The 16,589-nt window shown below is 70.4% G+C and carries 19 protein-coding genes and 1 pseudogene; 6 read left to right on the top strand and 14 right to left on the bottom strand.

Features of this window, described 5'->3' with window-relative positions; all coding sequences use genetic code 11:
* The first annotated feature begins 10 nt into the window (after nt 1-10).
* Together ACWCPF_RS11900 and ACWCPF_RS11895 are read left to right on the top strand one after the other, a co-directional pair.
* Nucleotides 11-1,273 carry a VWA domain-containing protein gene (locus ACWCPF_RS11900; RefSeq protein ID WP_451044845.1) on the top strand — a complete coding sequence of 421 codons (1,263 nt, stop codon included), beginning with the start codon at nt 11-13 and terminating at the stop codon, nt 1,271-1,273.
* Entirely contained in the window at nt 1,273-2,103 is an 831-nt protein-coding gene (locus tag ACWCPF_RS11895; protein ID WP_451044844.1) for a hypothetical protein, read from the top strand. Before ACWCPF_RS11900 ends, ACWCPF_RS11895 begins: the two co-directional genes overlap by 1 nt.
* A gap of 122 nt (nt 2,104-2,225) precedes the next feature.
* On the opposite strand, the gene ACWCPF_RS11890 is transcribed toward ACWCPF_RS11895, so the two are convergent.
* On the bottom strand, nt 2,226-2,861 hold the full coding sequence (locus ACWCPF_RS11890) for a winged helix-turn-helix transcriptional regulator (protein ID WP_451044843.1): 636 nt from the start codon (nt 2,859-2,861) through the stop codon (nt 2,226-2,228).
* A gap of 87 nt (nt 2,862-2,948) precedes the next feature.
* On the opposite strand from ACWCPF_RS11890, the gene ACWCPF_RS11885 reads away from it, so the two are divergent.
* Nucleotides 2,949-4,157 (top strand): pyridoxal phosphate-dependent aminotransferase, encoded by a 1,209-nt coding sequence (locus ACWCPF_RS11885; protein ID WP_451044842.1) that lies wholly within the window; start codon nt 2,949-2,951, stop codon nt 4,155-4,157.
* A 162-nt stretch (nt 4,158-4,319) separates the two neighbouring features.
* Here ACWCPF_RS11885 and ACWCPF_RS11880 read toward each other — a convergent pair whose 3' ends face one another.
* Entirely contained in the window at nt 4,320-5,006 is a 687-nt protein-coding gene (locus ACWCPF_RS11880; RefSeq protein WP_451044841.1) for a hypothetical protein, read from the bottom strand.
* 98 nt (nt 5,007-5,104) lie between these two features.
* Here ACWCPF_RS11880 and ACWCPF_RS11875 point away from each other — a divergent pair, with 98 nt between their 5' ends.
* Both ACWCPF_RS11875 and ACWCPF_RS11870 read left to right on the top strand, forming a co-directional pair.
* On the top strand, nt 5,105-5,785 hold the full coding sequence (locus ACWCPF_RS11875) for a hypothetical protein (protein ID WP_451044840.1): 681 nt from the start codon (nt 5,105-5,107) through the stop codon (nt 5,783-5,785).
* 43 nt (nt 5,786-5,828) lie between these two features.
* The gene (locus ACWCPF_RS11870) at nt 5,829-6,251 is read left to right on the top strand and encodes an acyl-CoA thioesterase (protein ID WP_451044839.1); all 423 of its coding nucleotides are present in this window, start codon (nt 5,829-5,831) and stop codon (nt 6,249-6,251) included.
* 109 nt (nt 6,252-6,360) lie between these two features.
* Here the strand turns inward: ACWCPF_RS11870 and chvE are convergent, their stop codons facing one another.
* The 3 genes and pseudogenes from chvE to ACWCPF_RS11855 form a co-directional block, all read right to left on the bottom strand.
* Nucleotides 6,361-7,458, bottom strand: a complete 1,098-nt coding sequence (gene chvE, locus ACWCPF_RS11865) for a multiple monosaccharide ABC transporter substrate-binding protein (RefSeq protein WP_451044838.1) — start codon at nt 7,456-7,458, stop codon at nt 6,361-6,363.
* A gap of 237 nt (nt 7,459-7,695) precedes the next feature.
* A pseudogene (locus tag ACWCPF_RS11860) lies at nt 7,696-7,833 on the bottom strand (mandelate racemase/muconate lactonizing enzyme family protein); the annotation flags it as partial.
* A gap of 161 nt (nt 7,834-7,994) precedes the next feature.
* Entirely contained in the window at nt 7,995-8,456 is a 462-nt protein-coding gene (locus tag ACWCPF_RS11855; RefSeq protein ID WP_451044837.1) for a winged helix-turn-helix transcriptional regulator, read from the bottom strand.
* 102 nt (nt 8,457-8,558) lie between these two features.
* Between ACWCPF_RS11855 and ACWCPF_RS11850 the strand changes: the two genes are divergently transcribed.
* Complete coding sequence (locus ACWCPF_RS11850; protein ID WP_451044836.1) at nt 8,559-10,010, top strand: MFS transporter; 1,452 nt, start codon at nt 8,559-8,561, stop codon at nt 10,008-10,010.
* A 150-nt stretch (nt 10,011-10,160) separates the two neighbouring features.
* Here the strand turns inward: ACWCPF_RS11850 and ACWCPF_RS11845 are convergent, their stop codons facing one another.
* From ACWCPF_RS11845 to ACWCPF_RS11805, 9 genes are all read right to left on the bottom strand, one after another.
* On the bottom strand, nt 10,161-11,537 hold the full coding sequence (locus ACWCPF_RS11845) for an 8-oxoguanine deaminase (protein ID WP_451044884.1): 1,377 nt from the start codon (nt 11,535-11,537) through the stop codon (nt 10,161-10,163).
* Between the two features lie 93 nt (nt 11,538-11,630).
* Nucleotides 11,631-12,536: a factor-independent urate hydroxylase gene (gene pucL / locus ACWCPF_RS11840; protein ID WP_451044835.1), complete on the bottom strand. Its 906-nt coding sequence runs from the start codon at nt 12,534-12,536 to the stop codon at nt 11,631-11,633.
* 3 nt (nt 12,537-12,539) lie between these two features.
* Nucleotides 12,540-12,995, bottom strand: a complete 456-nt coding sequence (gene uraH / locus ACWCPF_RS11835; protein ID WP_451044834.1) for a hydroxyisourate hydrolase — start codon at nt 12,993-12,995, stop codon at nt 12,540-12,542.
* Between the two features lie 7 nt (nt 12,996-13,002).
* Nucleotides 13,003-13,512, bottom strand: a complete 510-nt coding sequence (gene uraD, locus ACWCPF_RS11830) for a 2-oxo-4-hydroxy-4-carboxy-5-ureidoimidazoline decarboxylase (RefSeq protein ID WP_451044833.1) — start codon at nt 13,510-13,512, stop codon at nt 13,003-13,005.
* Nucleotides 13,513-13,594: 82 nt separating this feature from the next.
* Entirely contained in the window at nt 13,595-14,281 is a 687-nt protein-coding gene (locus tag ACWCPF_RS11825; RefSeq protein ID WP_451044832.1) for a hypothetical protein, read from the bottom strand.
* A 118-nt stretch (nt 14,282-14,399) separates the two neighbouring features.
* Nucleotides 14,400-14,765 carry a helix-turn-helix domain-containing protein gene (locus ACWCPF_RS11820; RefSeq protein ID WP_451044831.1) on the bottom strand — a complete coding sequence of 122 codons (366 nt, stop codon included), beginning with the start codon at nt 14,763-14,765 and terminating at the stop codon, nt 14,400-14,402.
* Entirely contained in the window at nt 14,762-15,010 is a 249-nt protein-coding gene (locus ACWCPF_RS11815; protein ID WP_451044830.1) for a hypothetical protein, read from the bottom strand. Before ACWCPF_RS11815 ends, ACWCPF_RS11820 begins: the two co-directional genes overlap by 4 nt.
* 100 nt (nt 15,011-15,110) lie before the next feature.
* Nucleotides 15,111-16,055: a hypothetical protein gene (locus tag ACWCPF_RS11810; RefSeq protein ID WP_451044829.1), complete on the bottom strand. Its 945-nt coding sequence runs from the start codon at nt 16,053-16,055 to the stop codon at nt 15,111-15,113.
* A gap of 4 nt (nt 16,056-16,059) precedes the next feature.
* Nucleotides 16,060-16,470 (bottom strand): hypothetical protein, encoded by a 411-nt coding sequence (locus tag ACWCPF_RS11805; RefSeq protein ID WP_451044828.1) that lies wholly within the window; start codon nt 16,468-16,470, stop codon nt 16,060-16,062.
* Nucleotides 16,471-16,589 lie beyond the last annotated feature (119 nt).

Here is a 16,589-nt window from a genome sequence, read left to right as displayed (position 1 = left end):
GGATCCGCCGATGATCAGAACACAACGGCTGGCGGCGGGCGTAGGCGCCCTGCTCGCCGCGCTGACGGCCGGGATCGCGTTCCCGGCCGGGGCGGCAGCCGACGAGACCACCGCCACCGCGCCCAAGGTCAATTTGGTCCTCGACGTCAGCGGTTCGATGCGGACCAAGGACATGGACGGCGGGACGCGGATGGCCGCGGCCAAGCAGGCGTTCAACGAGGTGCTCGACGCGACCCCGGAGAACGTCCTGCTCGGCATCCGCACGCTGGGGGCCAACTACCCGGGCGACGACCAGAAGACGGGCTGCAAGGACACCGCGCAGCTCTATCCGGTCGGCCCGCTGGACCGGACCGAGGCGAAGACGGCCGTGGCGACCCTGGCGCCGACCGGCTGGACGCCGATCGGTCCCGCCCTGCTGAAGGCCGCCGACGACCTCGACGGCGGCACCGGCTCCAAGCGGATCGTGCTGATCAGCGACGGCGAGGACACCTGCGCTCCGCTCGACCCGTGCGAGGTGGCCCGGGAGATCGCGGCCAAGGGCATCGGCCTGACCATCGACACCCTCGGCCTGGTGCCCAACGTCAAGATGCGCCAGCAGCTGAGCTGCATCGCCGAGGCGACCGGCGGCACCTATACGTCGGTCGAGCACACCGACGAACTCACCGACCGTGTCAACCAGTTGGTCGACCGGGCGGCCGACCCCGTGGTGACTCCGGTCGCCACCTCGGGCGCGGCCTCCTGCACCGCGGCGCCCACGCTGAAATCGGGTCTGTACACCGACCGCGAGGAGTTCGGCCAGGAGCGCTGGTACAAGGTCGACGTCGAGCCGGGCCAGGAACTGCGGGCCTCGGTCAGCGTGTCGGCGGACCGGGCCATGAACCCCGACTACGGGGTGCTGCTGCGGGCGGTCACCGTGCACGGCCGCGAGATCGTGCGCGGCGAGGCGGCGGGCAACGGCCGCACCGACGTCATCTCGACCGGCCTGCGCTACCCGAAGGCGGAGGACGACGACGATGACGCCCCCGCCGAGACGGTGTGCGTCCAGGTGACCAACTCCTACTCGGCGGCAGCCGGTGTGAAGACCACGCCGGGCATGCCGCTGGAACTGACCGTCGACGTGGTCGACGGCCCCTCCCAGGCGAGCGACGTGGCCTCCTTCGGCCTCGGCCGCGGCTGGTGGCTGCTCGGCGTCCTGGTGCTGGCCGGCTTCCTCGCGGGGCTGCTGTGGGGCTGGGCGTCGCGCCTGCGGATCGCGGTCTGGAGGACCAACTGATGCGGATCACACGTGTGTTGAGCGGCGCGTTGCTCGCGCTGGGACTGGCGGTCGGACCGGGTGCGGTGGCGCCGGCCGCGGCCGACTCCACCCCGTCCGCGAGCCCGTCCGGCGACGGCGACGGCAACGCGCCCACCGAGGCGGGCACGTCGTTCCGTACGGCGACCGAGATCGACCAGGGCCAGACGGCCACGGCGAACGGCTCCGCGGGCGACTACCTGTACTGGTCGTTCCCGGCGGACTCGGGCCAGCGCCCCACCGTCAAGGCGACGGTGAAGCTGCCCGAGACGCACACCGCGCAGACCTGGCAGGTCGACGTGTACGACGGTCTGCGACGCCGTCAGGCCTGTCAGTACGGCGCCCAGACCCGCACCGCCGGGGCGCAGGCGGACTCCGTCGAACTGGCCTGTGTGCTGCGCACGGTCCGCGCCTGGTCGGAGCCGTGGGCGGACGACCCGCTGCCGGGCACCTACTACGTCCGGCTGACGGTCCTCGACCTGAAGGCCTCCGACCTGGGGCTCCCGGTCGACGCCGAGCTGCGGGTGGACTCCAAGGACATCGGGGGCGCCGCGGCCGTCGACGGTTCGCTGGCGGAGCCGCTGGTTCCGGGCATCGCGGTCACCTCGCAGGCGGAGGAGGCCGAGGACGACTCGTCGGCCTCGGCCGTGCTGTCGAGCATCGAGCCGGACGACGGCTGGGCGTCCGGCTGGTGGTCCGACCGCTGGGTGTGGACCTCGCTCGGCGCGGCGCTGGCCGCACTGGCGGGCATCGGCGGCTACACGCTGACGCGCGGCACGGGACGCCCGAGGCACGTGCCGCCGGGCGCGTGAGGCCGACGCACAGCGCCCGCATCGGTTGATGTTCCGCCAGAAGGCCTACCAGGACACCCTGGTGGGCCTTCTGCCATGTCGTCAGGCGGGACCCGCGGCCGCACGCCTCGCGCCCTCATGCCTCATGCCTCGCGCAGCGCCTTGGCCAGGGGGCTGTCGCCGCTCACGTCGACCCGACCGGCGCGCACCGCGTCGAGGACGCTCGACTCGCCCTGGGCGACGGCCATGCAGGTGTCCACGTCGAGGACGAGCCGCGCGTCGGGCGCACCGGGGGCGGGTCCGTGACCGTACACCGGGCCGCCGTCCGCGCCGACGAACAGATGGAACTCCCCTTCGTCCAGGCGGACTTCGACGAGCCCCTCGCCCTCCAGCCCGTGCAACAGCGGAAGCAGGGGCAGCGCGAACCAGTGGGCCCGGACCGCGTCGGTGGGCCGCCGCTCGCCGAGCTCGGCCTCGCCCCACTTCCCCAGCGCCTGGAGCACCGGCAGCAACTCCCGGCCCCGCGCGGTGAGTTCGTACACGTAGGCCGCACCGGGCGGCGGCAGCCTGCGCCGGGTGGTCAGCCCGTCCCGCTCCATGTCCTTCAGCCGCGAGGCGAGCACGTCCGTGCTCACCCCCGGCAGATCGGCGTGCAGGTCCGTGTAGCGGCGCGGGCCGGCGAGCAGCTCCCGGACGATCAGCAGGGTCCAGCGGTCGCCGACGGTGTCGAGTGCGCGGGCGGCGGAACAGTACTGGTCGTAGCTTCGGCGAGGTGACATGGCACGCAGTCTAGACATGTCGTTGGACTTTCCAAGCTGGAACTTGGTAAAACCAAGCATCACAACGAACCGGAGGGGCGAGCGCGCATGGAGTTCCGGCAGTCGAACAAGCTGAGCGAGGTCTGTTACGAGATCCGCGGTCCGGTGATCGAGCACGCCAACGCACTGGAGGCGGCCGGCCACAGCGTCCTGCGCCTGAACACCGGCAACCCGGCGGCGTTCGGCTTCGAGGCGCCGGAGGAGATCCTCCAGGACATGATCCGCATGCTGCCCCAGGCGCACGGTTACACGGACTCGCGCGGCATCCTCTCGGCCCGCCGCGCCGTGTCCCAGCGTTACCAGGAGCGGGGCCTGGAGGTCGGCGTGGACGACGTCTTCCTCGGCAACGGTGTGTCGGAGCTGGTGTCGATGGCCGTCCAGGCGCTGATCGAGGACGGCGACGAGATCCTGATCCCGGCCCCGGACTTCCCCCTGTGGACGGCCGTCACCACGCTCGCCGGCGGCAAGGCCGTCCACTACCTCTGCGACGAACAGGCCGACTGGTATCCGGACCTGTCCGACATGGCGTCGAAGATCACGGATCGCACGAAAGCGGTTGTGATCATCAATCCGAACAACCCGACCGGCGCGGTGTACCCCAAGGAGATCATCGAGGGCATCCTCGACCTCGCCCGCCGGCACGGTCTGATGGTGTTCGCCGACGAGATCTACGACCAGATCCTGTACGACGACGCCGTCCACCACTCGGCCGCCGCGCTCGCCCCCGATCTGGTCGTCCTGACCTTCTGCGGCCTGTCGAAGACGTACCGGGTAGCGGGTTTCCGCTCGGGCTGGCTGGTGGTAACCGGTCCCAAGCAGCACGCCAGGGACTACCTGGAGGGCCTCACCATGCTGGCCTCCATGCGCCTGTGCGCGAACGCGCCCGCGCAGTACGCCATCCAGGCCGCGCTGGGCGGCCGCCAGTCCATCCACGAGCTGACGGTGCCGGGCGGCAGGCTGTACGACCAGCGTCAGGTGGCCTGGGAGAAGCTCAACGAGATCCCGGGTGTTTCCTGCGTGAAGCCCAAGGGCGCGCTGTACGCGTTCCCGCGCATCGACCCCAAGGTGCACCGGATCCACGACGACGAGAAGTTCGTCCTGGATCTGTTGCTGCAGGAGAAGATCCAGGTCGTCCAGGGCACCGGCTTCAACTGGCCGACCCCCGACCACTTCCGCATCCTCACCCTCCCGTACGCGGACGACCTGGAGACCGCGATCAGCCGGATCGGCCGGTTCCTCAGCGGATACCGGCAGTAGTCACCGCCGCCGGCAGTAACGGGTAGTAACCGCTAAGCGGGTCGGGCGAAGTCGGCGGCGGTTCGGCAGCGCCCTGAAGGGGCGCGAGGAACTGCGCGACCAGCCACGATGGCGCCGCAGCGGAAAGACGGCACATCGCGGCGCTTCCAGCGGAGCGCTCAGTCACTCGGGGCTGCGGAGCGGTCTCCCGGCCTTCACGCGGCGCTTCACCTCGCGGAAGTCCCGGATGCCGTCCACACAGGTGACCGTGCGACCGTCCGCGTCCTCGTCGTCGTACACGCGCAGCAGGTCGCGGTCGAGGTGCTCCAGGAGCCGCGGATCGTCCATCTCCAGCCCGGCGGGCCGCTGCGCGATCTCCAGGCGCGGCCGGCCGATCACCGCCGCGGCGGTCAGCGTGCCGCCGACGGTGAAGTGGTGCTCCTCGCCGTAGAAGAGGCCGGTGCGCACATCGCCGCCGATGTACGCGGCGCAGTCGTTGTAGTCGCCGATCAGCCGGTCGGCGCGGAGATCCCCGTGGACCTCCAGCCAGCCGGCGGTCACCACGTCGCGGGCCTTCATGTCACCGGTGACCAGCAGGTACGACTCGGGGTCGTCGTAGTCGGCGTAGCCGCCGTCGACCACCAGGTCGCCGAGCACGACCAGCAGGTAGGCACGCTCCTGGTGCAGGTCGAGGTCGCCGCGCACGTGCAGGTCGCCGTCGACCAGCCGGACGTCGGACTCGTAGTCCTCGATCTCGTCGAGTCCGGCGGTCACATGCTTGATCTTGTGACCGTCCCGGAACCGGCCGACGGCGGCGAGGACTTCGGACCGGGACACCTGGCGCTGCTTGAGACTACGGACGTTGGCCATCACAGCGGAAAGCTAGCGGAAAGGCTGTCATACGTCTCGGCGATACTGGCTGTTCCCTCGGTCTGCCAGGCCGGGGACAGCACTTGGAGGGGCCCGTCGTGACCCGACCGCCGACCGCCGCGCAACGGCGGCTGATCGAGGCCGCCGACCCCGTCACGGGCCGGCTCAGAGGCACGGAGGCGCAGCTCACGGCGCTGGTCAAGCGAGGGCTCGCCTTCCGGCACCCCAGGCCGCCGCACGATCACTTCCTGACCCCGGCGGGGCACCGGATGCGGGAGGACGATCCCGCGGCCGAGCCGGAGTCCCCGCAGCCGGGTTCTCCGCGGTCGGAGTCGCCGCAGTCGCAGTCGCAGTCGCCGAAGCCGGCGGACTCCGGCGGGTTCGCCGCGCGGGTCGGCGGTGAGGAGGCCGCACCGGCGTCCGGTCCCGCCCGGGTCCGCGAGGTGCGCAGCGCTTGGGAGGGGCTGCTGGAGCTGCGCCGGATGACCAACCGGGACGGGAGCAGGGAGCGGCCCTGCGGCTGGGAGCGCACGCATCTCGTGCGGGCCGCCGCCCTGGCCCTGGAGGCGGCCGGACACCCTCCCGCCGGCCCCGCGGGCTCCGACGGCTACCGGGTGCGGGCGACCCCGCAGCCGGAGGCGGTGGCCGTGCACGGGCCCGACGACGCGACGCTGTCCGCCTGCGCGGCGACACTGGAGAAGGCGGGCTGGCAGGTCGGCGAGCACACCGATCGCCGGAGCAGGAAGCGCTATCTACTGGCTTCCCCTCGCCGCGTGTAGAAGGCATGCCAAGATCGATGCCTCTCGATGTGAAGGGGAAACAGTGAGCGAGCCGTTTTCCGTGCGGGTCACCGTTCGTGGATACGAGACCGACGTACAGGGGCACCTCAACCAGAGCGTGTACATCAACTACGCGGAACACGCTCGCTGGGCGTTGCTGCAAGCGGGCGGCATCACCCAGGCGGGGCTGATCGGCAAGGGCGTGGGCCCGGTCGCCCTGGAGACGACCATCCAGTACAAGCGTGAGCTCCTCGCCGGGGACGAGGTCGACGTCACGTGCGTCTTCGAGTGGGGCAGCGGGAAGACGTTCCGGGTGCAGCAGACCATCCGCCGGGCGGACGGCACCGTCTCCGCCGAACTCACCTCGGTCGGCGGCCTGTTGGACCTGGAGCAGCGCCGGATGGTCCCGAACCCCCAGGGTTACTTCAAGGAACTCGCCACGGATCCCGGCCTGTTCGGGCTCTGAAGCAGGCCGGGGCCCCGGGGAGATGTGCGCGACGCCCCGGGGCCGCGTCGGCCCTGCGACAGCAGCGGCTGCTGTCGCAGGGCCGACGGATCGCACGACGGCCGTGCGGTTACTTCAGCTCGTCGGCGGTGTAGTAACCGCTCGCGACCAGAACGTAGTCGAGGTTCTCCTTGTCGACGCTGGTCGGCTGCAGCAGGTAGGCGGGCACGTACTTGGAGCCGTTGTTGTACGCCCTTCTGCTGTTCACTCTCGGCGTCCTGCCCTTGAATATGGAGTCGACCATCTCCGCGGCGGCGTCACCGAGCAGGCGGACGTCCTTGTAGACGGTCTGCGCCTGCTGACCGGCCATGATCGACTTCACCGCGGGCAGTTCGGCGTCCTGACCGGTGATGATCGGGAGGGGCTTGCTGCCGGAGCCGTAGCCGTCCGCCTTGAGCGAGGCCAGAACGCCGAGGGAGATGCCGTCGTACGGCGACAGCACCGCGTCGACCGTGCGGTTCCCGTACGACTCGGCGAGGATGGCGTTCATGCGCTTCTGCGCGGTGACTCCGTCCCAGCGCTGGGTGGTGACCTCCTTGAGCCCGGTCTGGCCGGACCGGACGACCAGCTTCTTGCTGTCCAGGTACGGCTGCAGCAGGCGCATCGCGCCGTCGAAGAAGTACTTGGTGTTGTTGTCGTCGGCGGAGCCGGCGAACAGCTCGATGTTGAACGGGCCCTTGCCGTCCTCGAGACCGAGCTGTTCGATGATGTAGTGGGCCTGAAGCCGCCCGACCTGCTCGTTGTCGAAGGAGACGTAGTAGTCGACGTCGTCGGTGCCGAGGATGAGCCGGTCGTAGGAGATCACCGGGATCTTCGCAGCGGCGGCCTTCTTGAGCACGTCGTTCATCGACTTGTTGTCGATGGCCGCGATGATCAGGGCGTCGGCACCCTCCTTGATCAGGGTATCGATCTGTGAGACCTGGGTGCTCGGGTCGTCGTTGCCGAAGACCAGCTTGGTCTCGTACCCCTTCTGCTTCAGGTCGTCGACGACGGTCTTGCCGTCGGTGAGCCAGCGCTCGGAGGACTGGGTCGGCATGGCGATGCCGACCATGCTTCCGTTGGAGCTGCCCTCGGAGCTGTTGTCGCTGTCTCCCCCGCAGGCGGACAACGTGAGGGCGAGAGAGACGGCTCCGGCCAGCGTGGCGAGGGCGGCTCTTCGGTTGCGCATAATCAACGGTCCTTGTTTCTTCTCGTCGCTGAGAGGAGAGCATGTCGAATGTGTCGTTCGGGGCCGAGGCGGAGCGAGCCGGGCAGTCGACCGGCACGGACCGACTCCGCGAGAGCGGTGCGCCGCGACGGATCAGCCCGGCGACCGCGTGGATCCGCACAGGGCCCGCCGAGGTCGTCGGGGGTCGTGATGCGCGTCTTCCAAAAGCGGCGAACAACCAAACGGCGGCCCTCGATCACCGAACAGTGCGTGAGTGTGACGCGGCATCCGGGTCTCGCCGACGCTCGTGACCCCGTTGCCGGTGTGCACCTGTACGTACGTCAGGTGGCGCCACGGCGTTCGGCCCACGGCCGTGCTGATTCCAGTGCTGCGCAGGGCGCTTGCCTTTCAAACGTTCGAGATGTCGTCACATGTTTGCAAGCTTGCGGAACACTAGGGGCGTGTGAGAACAGTGTCAACGGGGTGAACAGGAATGGTTACAGAAAGGTGCGACGAACGACCAAATCCAGCCCGTTGAGGGTCCGAAACCGGTCAGATCAGACCGCCTCCCGATCCCCCTCCCGATCCCCCTCGCGCTCCCGACCCCGACCCCCCTCGCGCTCCCGATCCCGATCGCGTTCCCGCTCGGTGTCGTACGTCGCGCGCGCCTCGGCGATGTAGACCCTGTTGCGTTCCGCCCAGTCGGTGAGCCGTAACAGGGTCTCGTGCAACTCACGGGCCACCGGGGTGAGTCTGTACTCCACCCTCGGCGGCACGGTCGGATACACGGTGCGGGTGACGAGTCCGTCGCGCTCCAGGTTGCGCAGCGTCAGGGTCAGCATGCGGCGGCTGATCCCCTCGATGCTGCGCTCCAGTTCGGTGAAGCGGACGGGTCCGTGCGCGGCGGCGACGAGGATCTGCACGCTCCATTTCCCGGAGACCCTGTCAAGAACTTCGCGAACGGGACAGGCGTGTGCGTTCACAAGCTGTGAGGTAACACCAGTGTTCCTCTGCGACATCGAAGTGCCTCCTTACACCGCTCGCCCATGGTTATCCATGATGGCCTCCGTTACAAGCCATGCACCAAGGGTTGCTGAGAAGAATGTGGAGGCCACACCGTCATGACGGACATCGCCGATTCCTCGACGCGGACACCGCGACGAACGCACTCCCGGCGGGCGGCCCTCGTCGTCCTGTGCGCGGGGACCCTGATGACGATCCTGGACGGCAACATCGTCACCGTGGCGATGCCGGCCGTCCAGAGCGACCTCGGGTTCAGCGGCCCGGGTCTGGCCTGGGTCGTCAACGCCTATCTGATCCCGTTCGGGGGCCTGCTCCTGCTGGTCGGCCGGCTCGGCGACCTGGTGGGCCGCAAGCGGATGTTCACGGCGGGCCTCGCGGTGTTCACCGCGGCCTCGGTGCTGTGCGGGGTGGCCACCGGCCAGGAGATGCTCATCGCGGCGCGGGCCGTGCAGGGCGTCGGCGGGGCGATGACCTCGGCGGTGGTCCTGGGCATGCTGGTGGCGCTGTTCCCCGAGCCGCGCGAACAGGCCCGCGCCATCGCGGTGTTCAGCGCGGTCGGCGCGGCGGGCGGCGCGCTCGGCACCTTCCTCGGCGGGGCGCTGACCCAACTTCTCGACTGGCACTGGATCTTCCTCATCAACCTGCCGATCGGCGTGGCGGCCTGGTTCGCGGCCGTCCGCGTCCTCGCCCCCGAGAACGGCGCGGGGCTCGGCAGGGGCGCCGACTACCCGGGCGCCGCCCTGGTCACGAGCGCGCTCATGCTGACGGTGTACGTCATCGTCGGCGCGGGCGAACGCGACGGCTCCGGCACCGCGCTGCTCGCCCTGCTCGCCGCCGCGCTGTTCACGGGGTTCGTGCTCCGCCAGGCGCGGACCGCGCGCCCGCTGCTGCGGCTGCGGCTGTTCGGCTCCCGGCTGCTCAGCGGGGCGAACGCGGTCCAGGTCCTGATGATCGCGACGATGTTCGGCTTCCAGTTCATCGGCGCGCTGTACGTGCAACGCGTGCTCGGATTCGGGGAGTTGGCGACCGGCACGGCGTTCCTGCCGGCGCCGATCGCGATCGGGCTGCTGATGCTGTTCCTGTCCGCGCGGACCGTCGGCCGCTTCGGCCCGTACCGCGTCCTGCTGGCCGGCCTGGTCCTGATCGCCTTCGGAATGGCGCTGCTGAGCCGCGCCCCCGCGGACGGCTCGTACGCCGCCGATTTCCTGCCCCCGATGCTGCTGATGTCCGCGGGCTTCGCCGCCGCGATGCCCGCACTGACCGGGCTCGCCATGTCGGCGGCACGGGAGGAGGACGGCGGACTCGCCTCCGGGCTCTTCAACACCACGCAGGTGGTGGGCGGTTCGCTCGGCCTCGCGGTCCTGTCGACCCTGGCCGCGAGCCGCACCGACGAACTCCTCGACCGCGGAGCGCAGTTGGTCCCGGCCACCGCGGAGGGCTACCGACTGGCGTTCCGTGTCGCCGCGTCGATCGCGGTGGCGGCGCTGCTGCTCGCGGCGGCGACCCTGCGCACGAGGCGGCCGCAGCGGCAGGAGCAGGCCGGGGACTGAGCAAGCCTCCTGCCGACCGGCCTCAGTCCCCTCCGATCGGCGAGGAGCGCGGTCAGGGGGGTGGAGGAACCGTTCCGGGGCGCGCGGGTGTGCGCGCCCCGGTCACGGCTTCCGGGCGAGGGCCGTCCCCCTCGACCGGAGATCTTCAACTCATCGGCTCTGCCCGGCGATCCGCGCCAGCCGCTGCGCTTCCGCACGGGTGGAGCGGGCGATCGCGTCCTCGTCGGCGTGCAACAGGCGTCCGTCCTCGACGATCTGACGGCCGTTCACGAAGGAGGCGGTGACCGGGGCCGCCGCGCCGAAGACCAGGGCGGTCACCGGGTCGGCGATGGAGGCATGGGCGAGGGTGTCCATCCTCCACAGCACCAGGTCGGCGAGCTTGCCGGGCTCCAGGGAGCCGATCTCCCGTGCCCGGCCGAGGACCTGCGCGCCTCCGAAGGTGCCCAGGCGCAGCGCCTGACGGGCGTTCAGGGCGGCTTCCCGGTGGGCCCCGAGGCGGTTGACGAGCAGGGCGTTGCGCAGCTCGGTGTGGAGTTCGCCGGACTCGTTCGACGCCGTGCCGTCGACCCCGAGGCCGACCGGCACGCCGGCCGCCAGCATGTCGGGGACGCGAGCGATGCCGGCCGCCAGCCGGGCGTTGGAGGACGGACAGTGGGCGACACCGGTCTTCGTCCGGGCGAACGCGTCGATGTCGGAGTCGTTCATATGGACGCAGTGCGCCATCCACACGTCCTCGCCGAGCCAGCCGGTGGACTCGAAGTAGTCGGTCGGGCCCATGCCGAACAGCTCGTGGCAGAACTTCTCCTCCTCGACCGTCTCCGAGCCGTGGGTGTGCAGCCGCACGCCGAGCCGACGCGCCAACTCAGCTCCCTGACTCAGGAGTTCGGTGGAGACGGAGAACGGCGAGCAGGGGGCGACGGCGATCTGGGTCATCGCGTCGAAGGAGGCGTCGTGATGCTCCGCGACGGTCGCCTCGGTGGCGGCCAGGGCGTCTTCGAGCGACTCCACCGCGAAGTCCGGGGGCAGCCCGCCGTCCTTCTCGCTGCGGTCCATGGAACCGCGGGCGAGGGTGAAGCGGACGCCCATGTCGCGGGCCGCGCCGATGATCGCGCCGGACAGGTCGCCGGAGCCCTCGGGGAAGACGTAGTGGTGGTCCATGGCGGTGGTGACGCCGCCGCGGGCCATCATCGCCAGGGAGCCCTGGGCGGCCGCGCGGACCATCGGCTCGTCGATGCGCGCCCAGGTCGGGTAGAGGGCGACGAGCCAGTCGAAGAGGTTGTGGTCGGTGGCCAGGCCCCGGGTGATCCACTGGTAGAAGTGGTGGTGGGCGTTGACCAGGCCGGGGGTCACGAGGTGGCCCGAGGCGTCGATGCGGCGGACGACGTCCGTCAGCCCCTCGGGAGCCCGGCCCGCGCCGAGCAACTCGATGCGGTTTCCGGAGACGACGATGTAACCGTTTGCGTACTCGGTGTCCCGGGCGTCGACGGTCGCGATCGAGCAGTTCTCGATGACGATGCGCTGAGCCATCATGCGTCCTCTTCTTTCCGTGGCCGCTTCAGTTTCTTTCTGCGCCCGCTTCAGTTTCTTTCCGCTTTCTTTCCGCTGCTTTCTGTTTCCGCGTCAGAGGTTGGTGAGGTCCGCCGGGATCCGCGCCTCGCAGCCGTCCCGCAGGACGGTGGCCTCGATCAGGCCGTAGGGGCGGTCGGCGGCGAAGTACACCGCCCCGTCCTCGGTGGCGTTCGCTATCCCGAACGGCTCCAGGTCCACCAGGAAGTGATGCTTGTTCGGGAGGGAGAAGCGGACCTCGTCGATCTCGGCGCGCTGCTCCACGATCCGGGAGCCCATCGCGTAGAGGGTCTGCTGGAGCGAGAGCGAGTACGTCTCGGCGAACGCGGCGAGCAGGTGCCGGCGCGTCTCCTCGTACGAGGACTCCCAGTCGGGCGCGGGCTGCGCGTCGTCCGTCCAATTGAACCGCCAGCGGGCGGAGACCTCGGTGGCGAGGATCCGGTCGTACGCCTCGGGGAGGGTCGTGTACCTGTCCTTGACGTACCCCCAGAACTCGGAGTCCGTCGAGTTCAGCACCACGAGGTCCTTGAGGCCGGAAACGACCTCCCACGCCGTGCCGTCGTAGGTGATCTGGGTCAGCCGGGTCTCCTGGCCCTTGCGGGCGAAGGAGTGCGCGCCCTCGCCGCCGTGCTCGATGCGCTCCCAGCCGTACTCCTCGACCCGGATCCGGGCCGTCCTGATCGGCTCCTGCGAGGTGACGAAGTGGCGGGCGAGGTGGATGCCGAACTGCTCGGCGGACTCGATGCCGTGTTCCTTGGCGAACGCGTACACCGTGTTCTTGGTGGTGTCGGTCGGCAGGACGTTGGCGTTCGAACCGGAGTAGTGGACCTCGTCCATGTCGCCGCTCAGCGACACGGAGACGTTGAGGTCCTTGATGTGGTGGGTGGCGCCGTCCCGCGTGATCTTCACGACTCGGTTCTCGGCCTTGCCGTACTGGTTCTGTCCCAGGATCGTCGGCATGAGCTAGCTCCCTCGGTAAACGGAGTAGCCGAACGGGTTGAGCAGCAGCGGTACGTGGTAGTGCTCGCCGGGCGTGACGGCGAAGGTGATCACCACCTCGGGAAAGAACACACCGCTGTCCCGATTCGCGGGGACGTCCTGCTGCGCATCGGCTTGCTTGTGCTGGAAGTACGGTTCGACGGCGAAGTCGAGCCGGACGTGGGTGGTGCCCGCCGGCAGCGCGGGCAGGTCCTTGCACCGGCCGTCCGGGTCGGTCGCCGAGCCGCCGAGCGCCTGCCACTGCGCGGACCGGCCGCTGCGGGCGAAGAGCCCGACGGCGACGCCCGCGGCGGGGCGGCCGACGCTGGTGTCCAGGATGTGCGTGGACACCGAGGCGGCGGCGCCGGCGCCGGTACCGGTATGCGCGCTGGTACCGGTATGCGCGCCGGTACTCGTACCGGAGCTGCTGTGGGTGCTCATGGCGGGCTCAGTCCTCTTCGACGAGTCGGGCGAGGCGGATACGGTTGATCTTGCCCAGTTCGACGCGCACGATCTCGCGCTCCTGCTCCGGCGTGTTGCCGATCCGCTCCTTGACCGCGTCCCGCAGCTGCTCGCCGGTCCGGCCGGTGGCGCAGACGAGGAAGACCTGGCCGAACCGGTCCTGGTAGGCCAGGTTCAGTTCGAGCATCTCCGCCTTGAGCTCCTCGGAGGCGCCGGACATGCCGCGCTGCTCCCGGGCCGAGATCGGGTCGCCCGGCTTCGGGCGGCCGATCGGCGGGTGCCCGGCCATGGCCTCGGCCAGGTCGGCCGCGGTCAGCGCGGCCGTCGCGGCGTCGTTCAGGGCGTAGAGATCGTCGACGGTGGCGTAGGGACGGGCCGCGAGCAGCCGGTCCGCCCAGGCGCCGGAGGCGCACGTCTCGCGGAGTGCGGCACGGGCGTCGGACTCCCCGAGGCCGTTGAACCGGGCCAGGCCGGGAGGCATGGAAGGCGAAGTCACGGGCCCAGCTAACGCCCCACCACGACCCCACGTCAACACTTTGTTGAAAACCCGGCCCGCCAGACCCCCTACACAGACCCCCCTACACAGGGGACAGGATGTAGCAGCCTTTCGATGCGCCCCTGCCGTTCGTGTTCGGCACGTCGTCACGGAAGTCCCGGTGGGTGAACTGGCCGATCTCCTTGAAGGTCGCCGCGGCCTCTGTTGAGATCATCAGGCAGAAACGGCTGACGAGGGGACTGCGTCCGCTACCGCGTGTCAGCGTCAACGTGCCTTCGTAGCGGCCCGTCACAAAGCCCCACCCGACGGCATTGAACAGCATCACCGGTTGTTGAGGTTTGTCTCGGCTCACCACCAGCGGGCTCGGATCGGCCACGCGCTGATAGTTCAGGCCCTTCGCTTGTGGATCGTACGAGAACGAACCGGTCTCATCCCAGAAGAACGAGGGTTTCGTGCCGTTCAGGTCGGCACGTTCCACCTTGAGCTCCGCTCCGGTGATCACCTCGACCTTCTGCGTCTCCAGCCTCGTCGACAGAGTGGGCTGGAGATACAACCAGACGTCATTTCCCTGAGCCACCCGCACGATGTGCGGGAGGGCAACGTCCACGTCCGGATCCCGTTCGAGCTGAACGAAGTTGTAGGCAGACAGTGCGAGGGCAGCGAGCCCGGCGACCGTGTTGGTCCACGCGTGGGCCAGATCGAAGCGCCTTCGTTCATGCGACGAGGGGAGAGGGTCCGCCCCGGGTTCATCAGGCACCATGATTGCCATGGTGGCTTACGCAAGCATCCATGGCGCGAGACGGTGAGCCAGACGAGGGCGAAATGAGGGCGGGATAAGGGCGGGATGAGGGCGAGAGAGAATCCACCCTATGACCGCCGGTCGCCGCTCAGCCCTTCTCCCGGTTCAGGTAGTTGTAGACCGTGAAGCGGCTCACCCCTAGGGCGTTTGCGACGGTTTCCACGCCGTGTCGTACGGAGAAGGCGCCGCGCGCCTCGAGTATCCGTACGACCTCCTGTTTGGCCTTGCGGTCCAGGTCGGCGAGCGGCTTGCCCTTCTTGCGCTCCATGGCGGCCAGGATGTGGTCCAGGGAGTCGGCGAGCTGGGGCAGCCGTACGGCGACGGTCTCGACGCCGTCCCAGCTCAGGACGACGTCGTCCGAGCCGGCCTCGTCCGGCGGGAGCATCTCCCCGCCCATGGCGTCGACCAGCGGCTTCACCGCCGCGATGAAGGCCTCTTCGCCGACGGTGGTCACTCGCCCTCCCCGAGGACGTTGACCTGCAGCGAGATACGGGTGGCACCCGCGCCGAGGGACTTGCGCAGCAGGGCGTCCACCGCGGCGAGCACCGCTTCGGCGGCGCCCTCCACGGTGTTGCCGAAGGGTCCGACGTCCACCGCGTCCAGGTCGGCCGCCTCGATCACCTCACGGGCGGCCAGCGCGTGCGCGGGCGCCTCGTCGAGGTCGAAGGGCTCGGTGGTGAACTCCACTTTCAGACGCATCGCGCCCCACACCTCTCTGAACGTCGGCCGGGCCGTCGACGCCCCGGACCCCGACCCTAACGGACCCGGCGGACGATCACCCCGGACTCGGGATTCCGGCTCAGTCGCCGGGCAGCAGCAGGTCGGGGGCGGGGTCCCGGCCGTCCGCGAGGTAGGCGCTCAGCGCGGCCCCGTGGGCGAGGGTGAGCGGGCCCCGGCGGCCGATGCCGAGCTGCCGGGCCAGGTCCTGCGCGTGCAGGCGTACGGCGGACTCGACGAGGGTCGCGTAGCCGTCGGTGGCGGCCCGGAACCGGTGCCAGGCCGTGCCCGTGATCGCGCCGCAGAGCAGCACGCCCGGCCACCACAGGGCGGCGACGGCGAGATAGAGCAGGCCCCAGCCCGCGAGGGTGGCGGCGCGGAGCATGCTCTCGCGCGCGGCGGTGATCTCGGCGCGGGTGGTGTCGGGGACGTGCAGCCACAAGTGGGGCCAGACGACCGCCACTTGGACGCCGAGGTCGCCGCGCAGCCGGGTCTCCACGGCGTGCAGCCGGTCTCCCGTCCAGGTGGGCCGGGCGGGCGTCGCGTCGGCGACCCGGCGCAGCCGGCCGCCGGCCACGGCCGCCCGGTGCGCCGCGTCCGCCGCGGCGCCGGCCAGGCCCGCCGCGGCCAGGGCGGCGCCCGCTTCCGCCCGACGCCGCTCGAACAGCCGTGCGCGGCGCGCGATCAGCCGTCGGACGACGGGGTGGGTCGCCGTAGGCCACGCGGGCCAGTCGGCGGCCAGCCACAGCCGCTCCACCAGGGAGCCCAGCGCCTGCGCGGCCAGTCCGCAGGCGGCCGCGGCGAGCAGGAAGGCGACGAGGAGCAGCAGCAGGTCGGCGGTGGAGGCGGCGAGCGATCCGGTGTGCCGGTCGAGGCGGACCGGCAGCGTGCCGAGCGCGTGCCAGTGCGTGTGCCCCAGTTCCCGTGCGGCGGCCAGCGCGCCGAGGAAGAGCGCGCCGGGCAGCACGAGCAGCGTCAGCCACCGTTCGGCGAGCTTCTTGCCGAGTTCGGTCAGGAGGCCGTTCACGGTGTCACAGGCTCGTCAACCGCAGGGGGACGCCGTCGAGTTCGCAGGCGGGCGGGACGTCGGGGGCGTCGTCGGCCCAGTGGTAGCGCAGGCAGCGGCCGTGCGGGCACAGGTAGATCCCCGGCTCGCGGCCGGCGCCGGGTACTCCGGCGAGCCGGGCGCCGGGGCCACGGGTGCCGCCGTGCAGCCCCTTGGCGTCGCCCTCGGCGAGGATCCGCCGGTGCAGCCGCCCGACCAGCGCCTCGACGTCGCCCCCGTCGCGTACGGCGGCCAGCAGAGCGTCGACGGCGTCCCGCGACTCCTGCTCGCGCAGGCGACGCCGGAGGTCCTCCGCGTGGGTGAAGAAGTAGACCAGTGCCTCGGACGTGCGCCGGGCCTTCCGGTCGGGGACGCTGCTCAGGTTCTCTGCGGTCATGTCTTCTCCGGACGGGCCCCGCGGGGGTGCGGGGGATGTGCGGTGGTGTGCACGGGTGTGCGGTGATGATGCGAGTACGGTAGGGCAACTCCCGTTTCGGACCCACCGCGTTGCTCTAC

It is taken from the genome of Streptomyces sp. NPDC001858, from assembly GCF_053594615.1.
The sequence above is the reverse complement of the archived record's forward strand: the minus strand, read 5'-3'. Positions and strand labels throughout refer to the sequence as shown.

Bases quoted from the DNA above. Each gene is read 5' to 3' on its own strand.
- ACWCPF_RS11890 (WP_451044843.1), bottom strand. From the start codon at position 2,861: ATGTCACCTCGCCGAAGCTACGACCAGTACTGTTCCGCCGCCCGCGCA.
- ACWCPF_RS11900 (WP_451044845.1), top strand. From the start codon at position 11: ATGATCAGAACACAACGGCTGGCGGCGGGCGTAGGCGCCCTGCTCGCC.
- ACWCPF_RS11845 (WP_451044884.1), bottom strand. From the start codon at position 11,537: ATGGCTCAGCGCATCGTCATCGAGAACTGCTCGATCGCGACCGTCGAC.
- pucL (WP_451044835.1), bottom strand. From the start codon at position 12,536: ATGCCGACGATCCTGGGACAGAACCAGTACGGCAAGGCCGAGAACCGA.
- ACWCPF_RS11805 (WP_451044828.1), bottom strand. From the start codon at position 16,470: ATGACCGCAGAGAACCTGAGCAGCGTCCCCGACCGGAAGGCCCGGCGC.
- chvE (WP_451044838.1), bottom strand. From the start codon at position 7,458: ATGCGCAACCGAAGAGCCGCCCTCGCCACGCTGGCCGGAGCCGTCTCT.
- ACWCPF_RS11850 (WP_451044836.1), top strand. From the start codon at position 8,559: ATGACGGACATCGCCGATTCCTCGACGCGGACACCGCGACGAACGCAC.
- ACWCPF_RS11855 (WP_451044837.1), bottom strand. From the start codon at position 8,456: ATGTCGCAGAGGAACACTGGTGTTACCTCACAGCTTGTGAACGCACAC.
- ACWCPF_RS11885 (WP_451044842.1), top strand. From the start codon at position 2,949: ATGGAGTTCCGGCAGTCGAACAAGCTGAGCGAGGTCTGTTACGAGATC.
- ACWCPF_RS11825 (WP_451044832.1), bottom strand. From the start codon at position 14,281: ATGGCAATCATGGTGCCTGATGAACCCGGGGCGGACCCTCTCCCCTCG.
- uraH (WP_451044834.1), bottom strand. From the start codon at position 12,995: ATGAGCACCCACAGCAGCTCCGGTACGAGTACCGGCGCGCATACCGGT.
- ACWCPF_RS11880 (WP_451044841.1), bottom strand. From the start codon at position 5,006: ATGGCCAACGTCCGTAGTCTCAAGCAGCGCCAGGTGTCCCGGTCCGAA.
- ACWCPF_RS11815 (WP_451044830.1), bottom strand. From the start codon at position 15,010: ATGCGTCTGAAAGTGGAGTTCACCACCGAGCCCTTCGACCTCGACGAG.
- ACWCPF_RS11895 (WP_451044844.1), top strand. From the start codon at position 1,273: ATGCGGATCACACGTGTGTTGAGCGGCGCGTTGCTCGCGCTGGGACTG.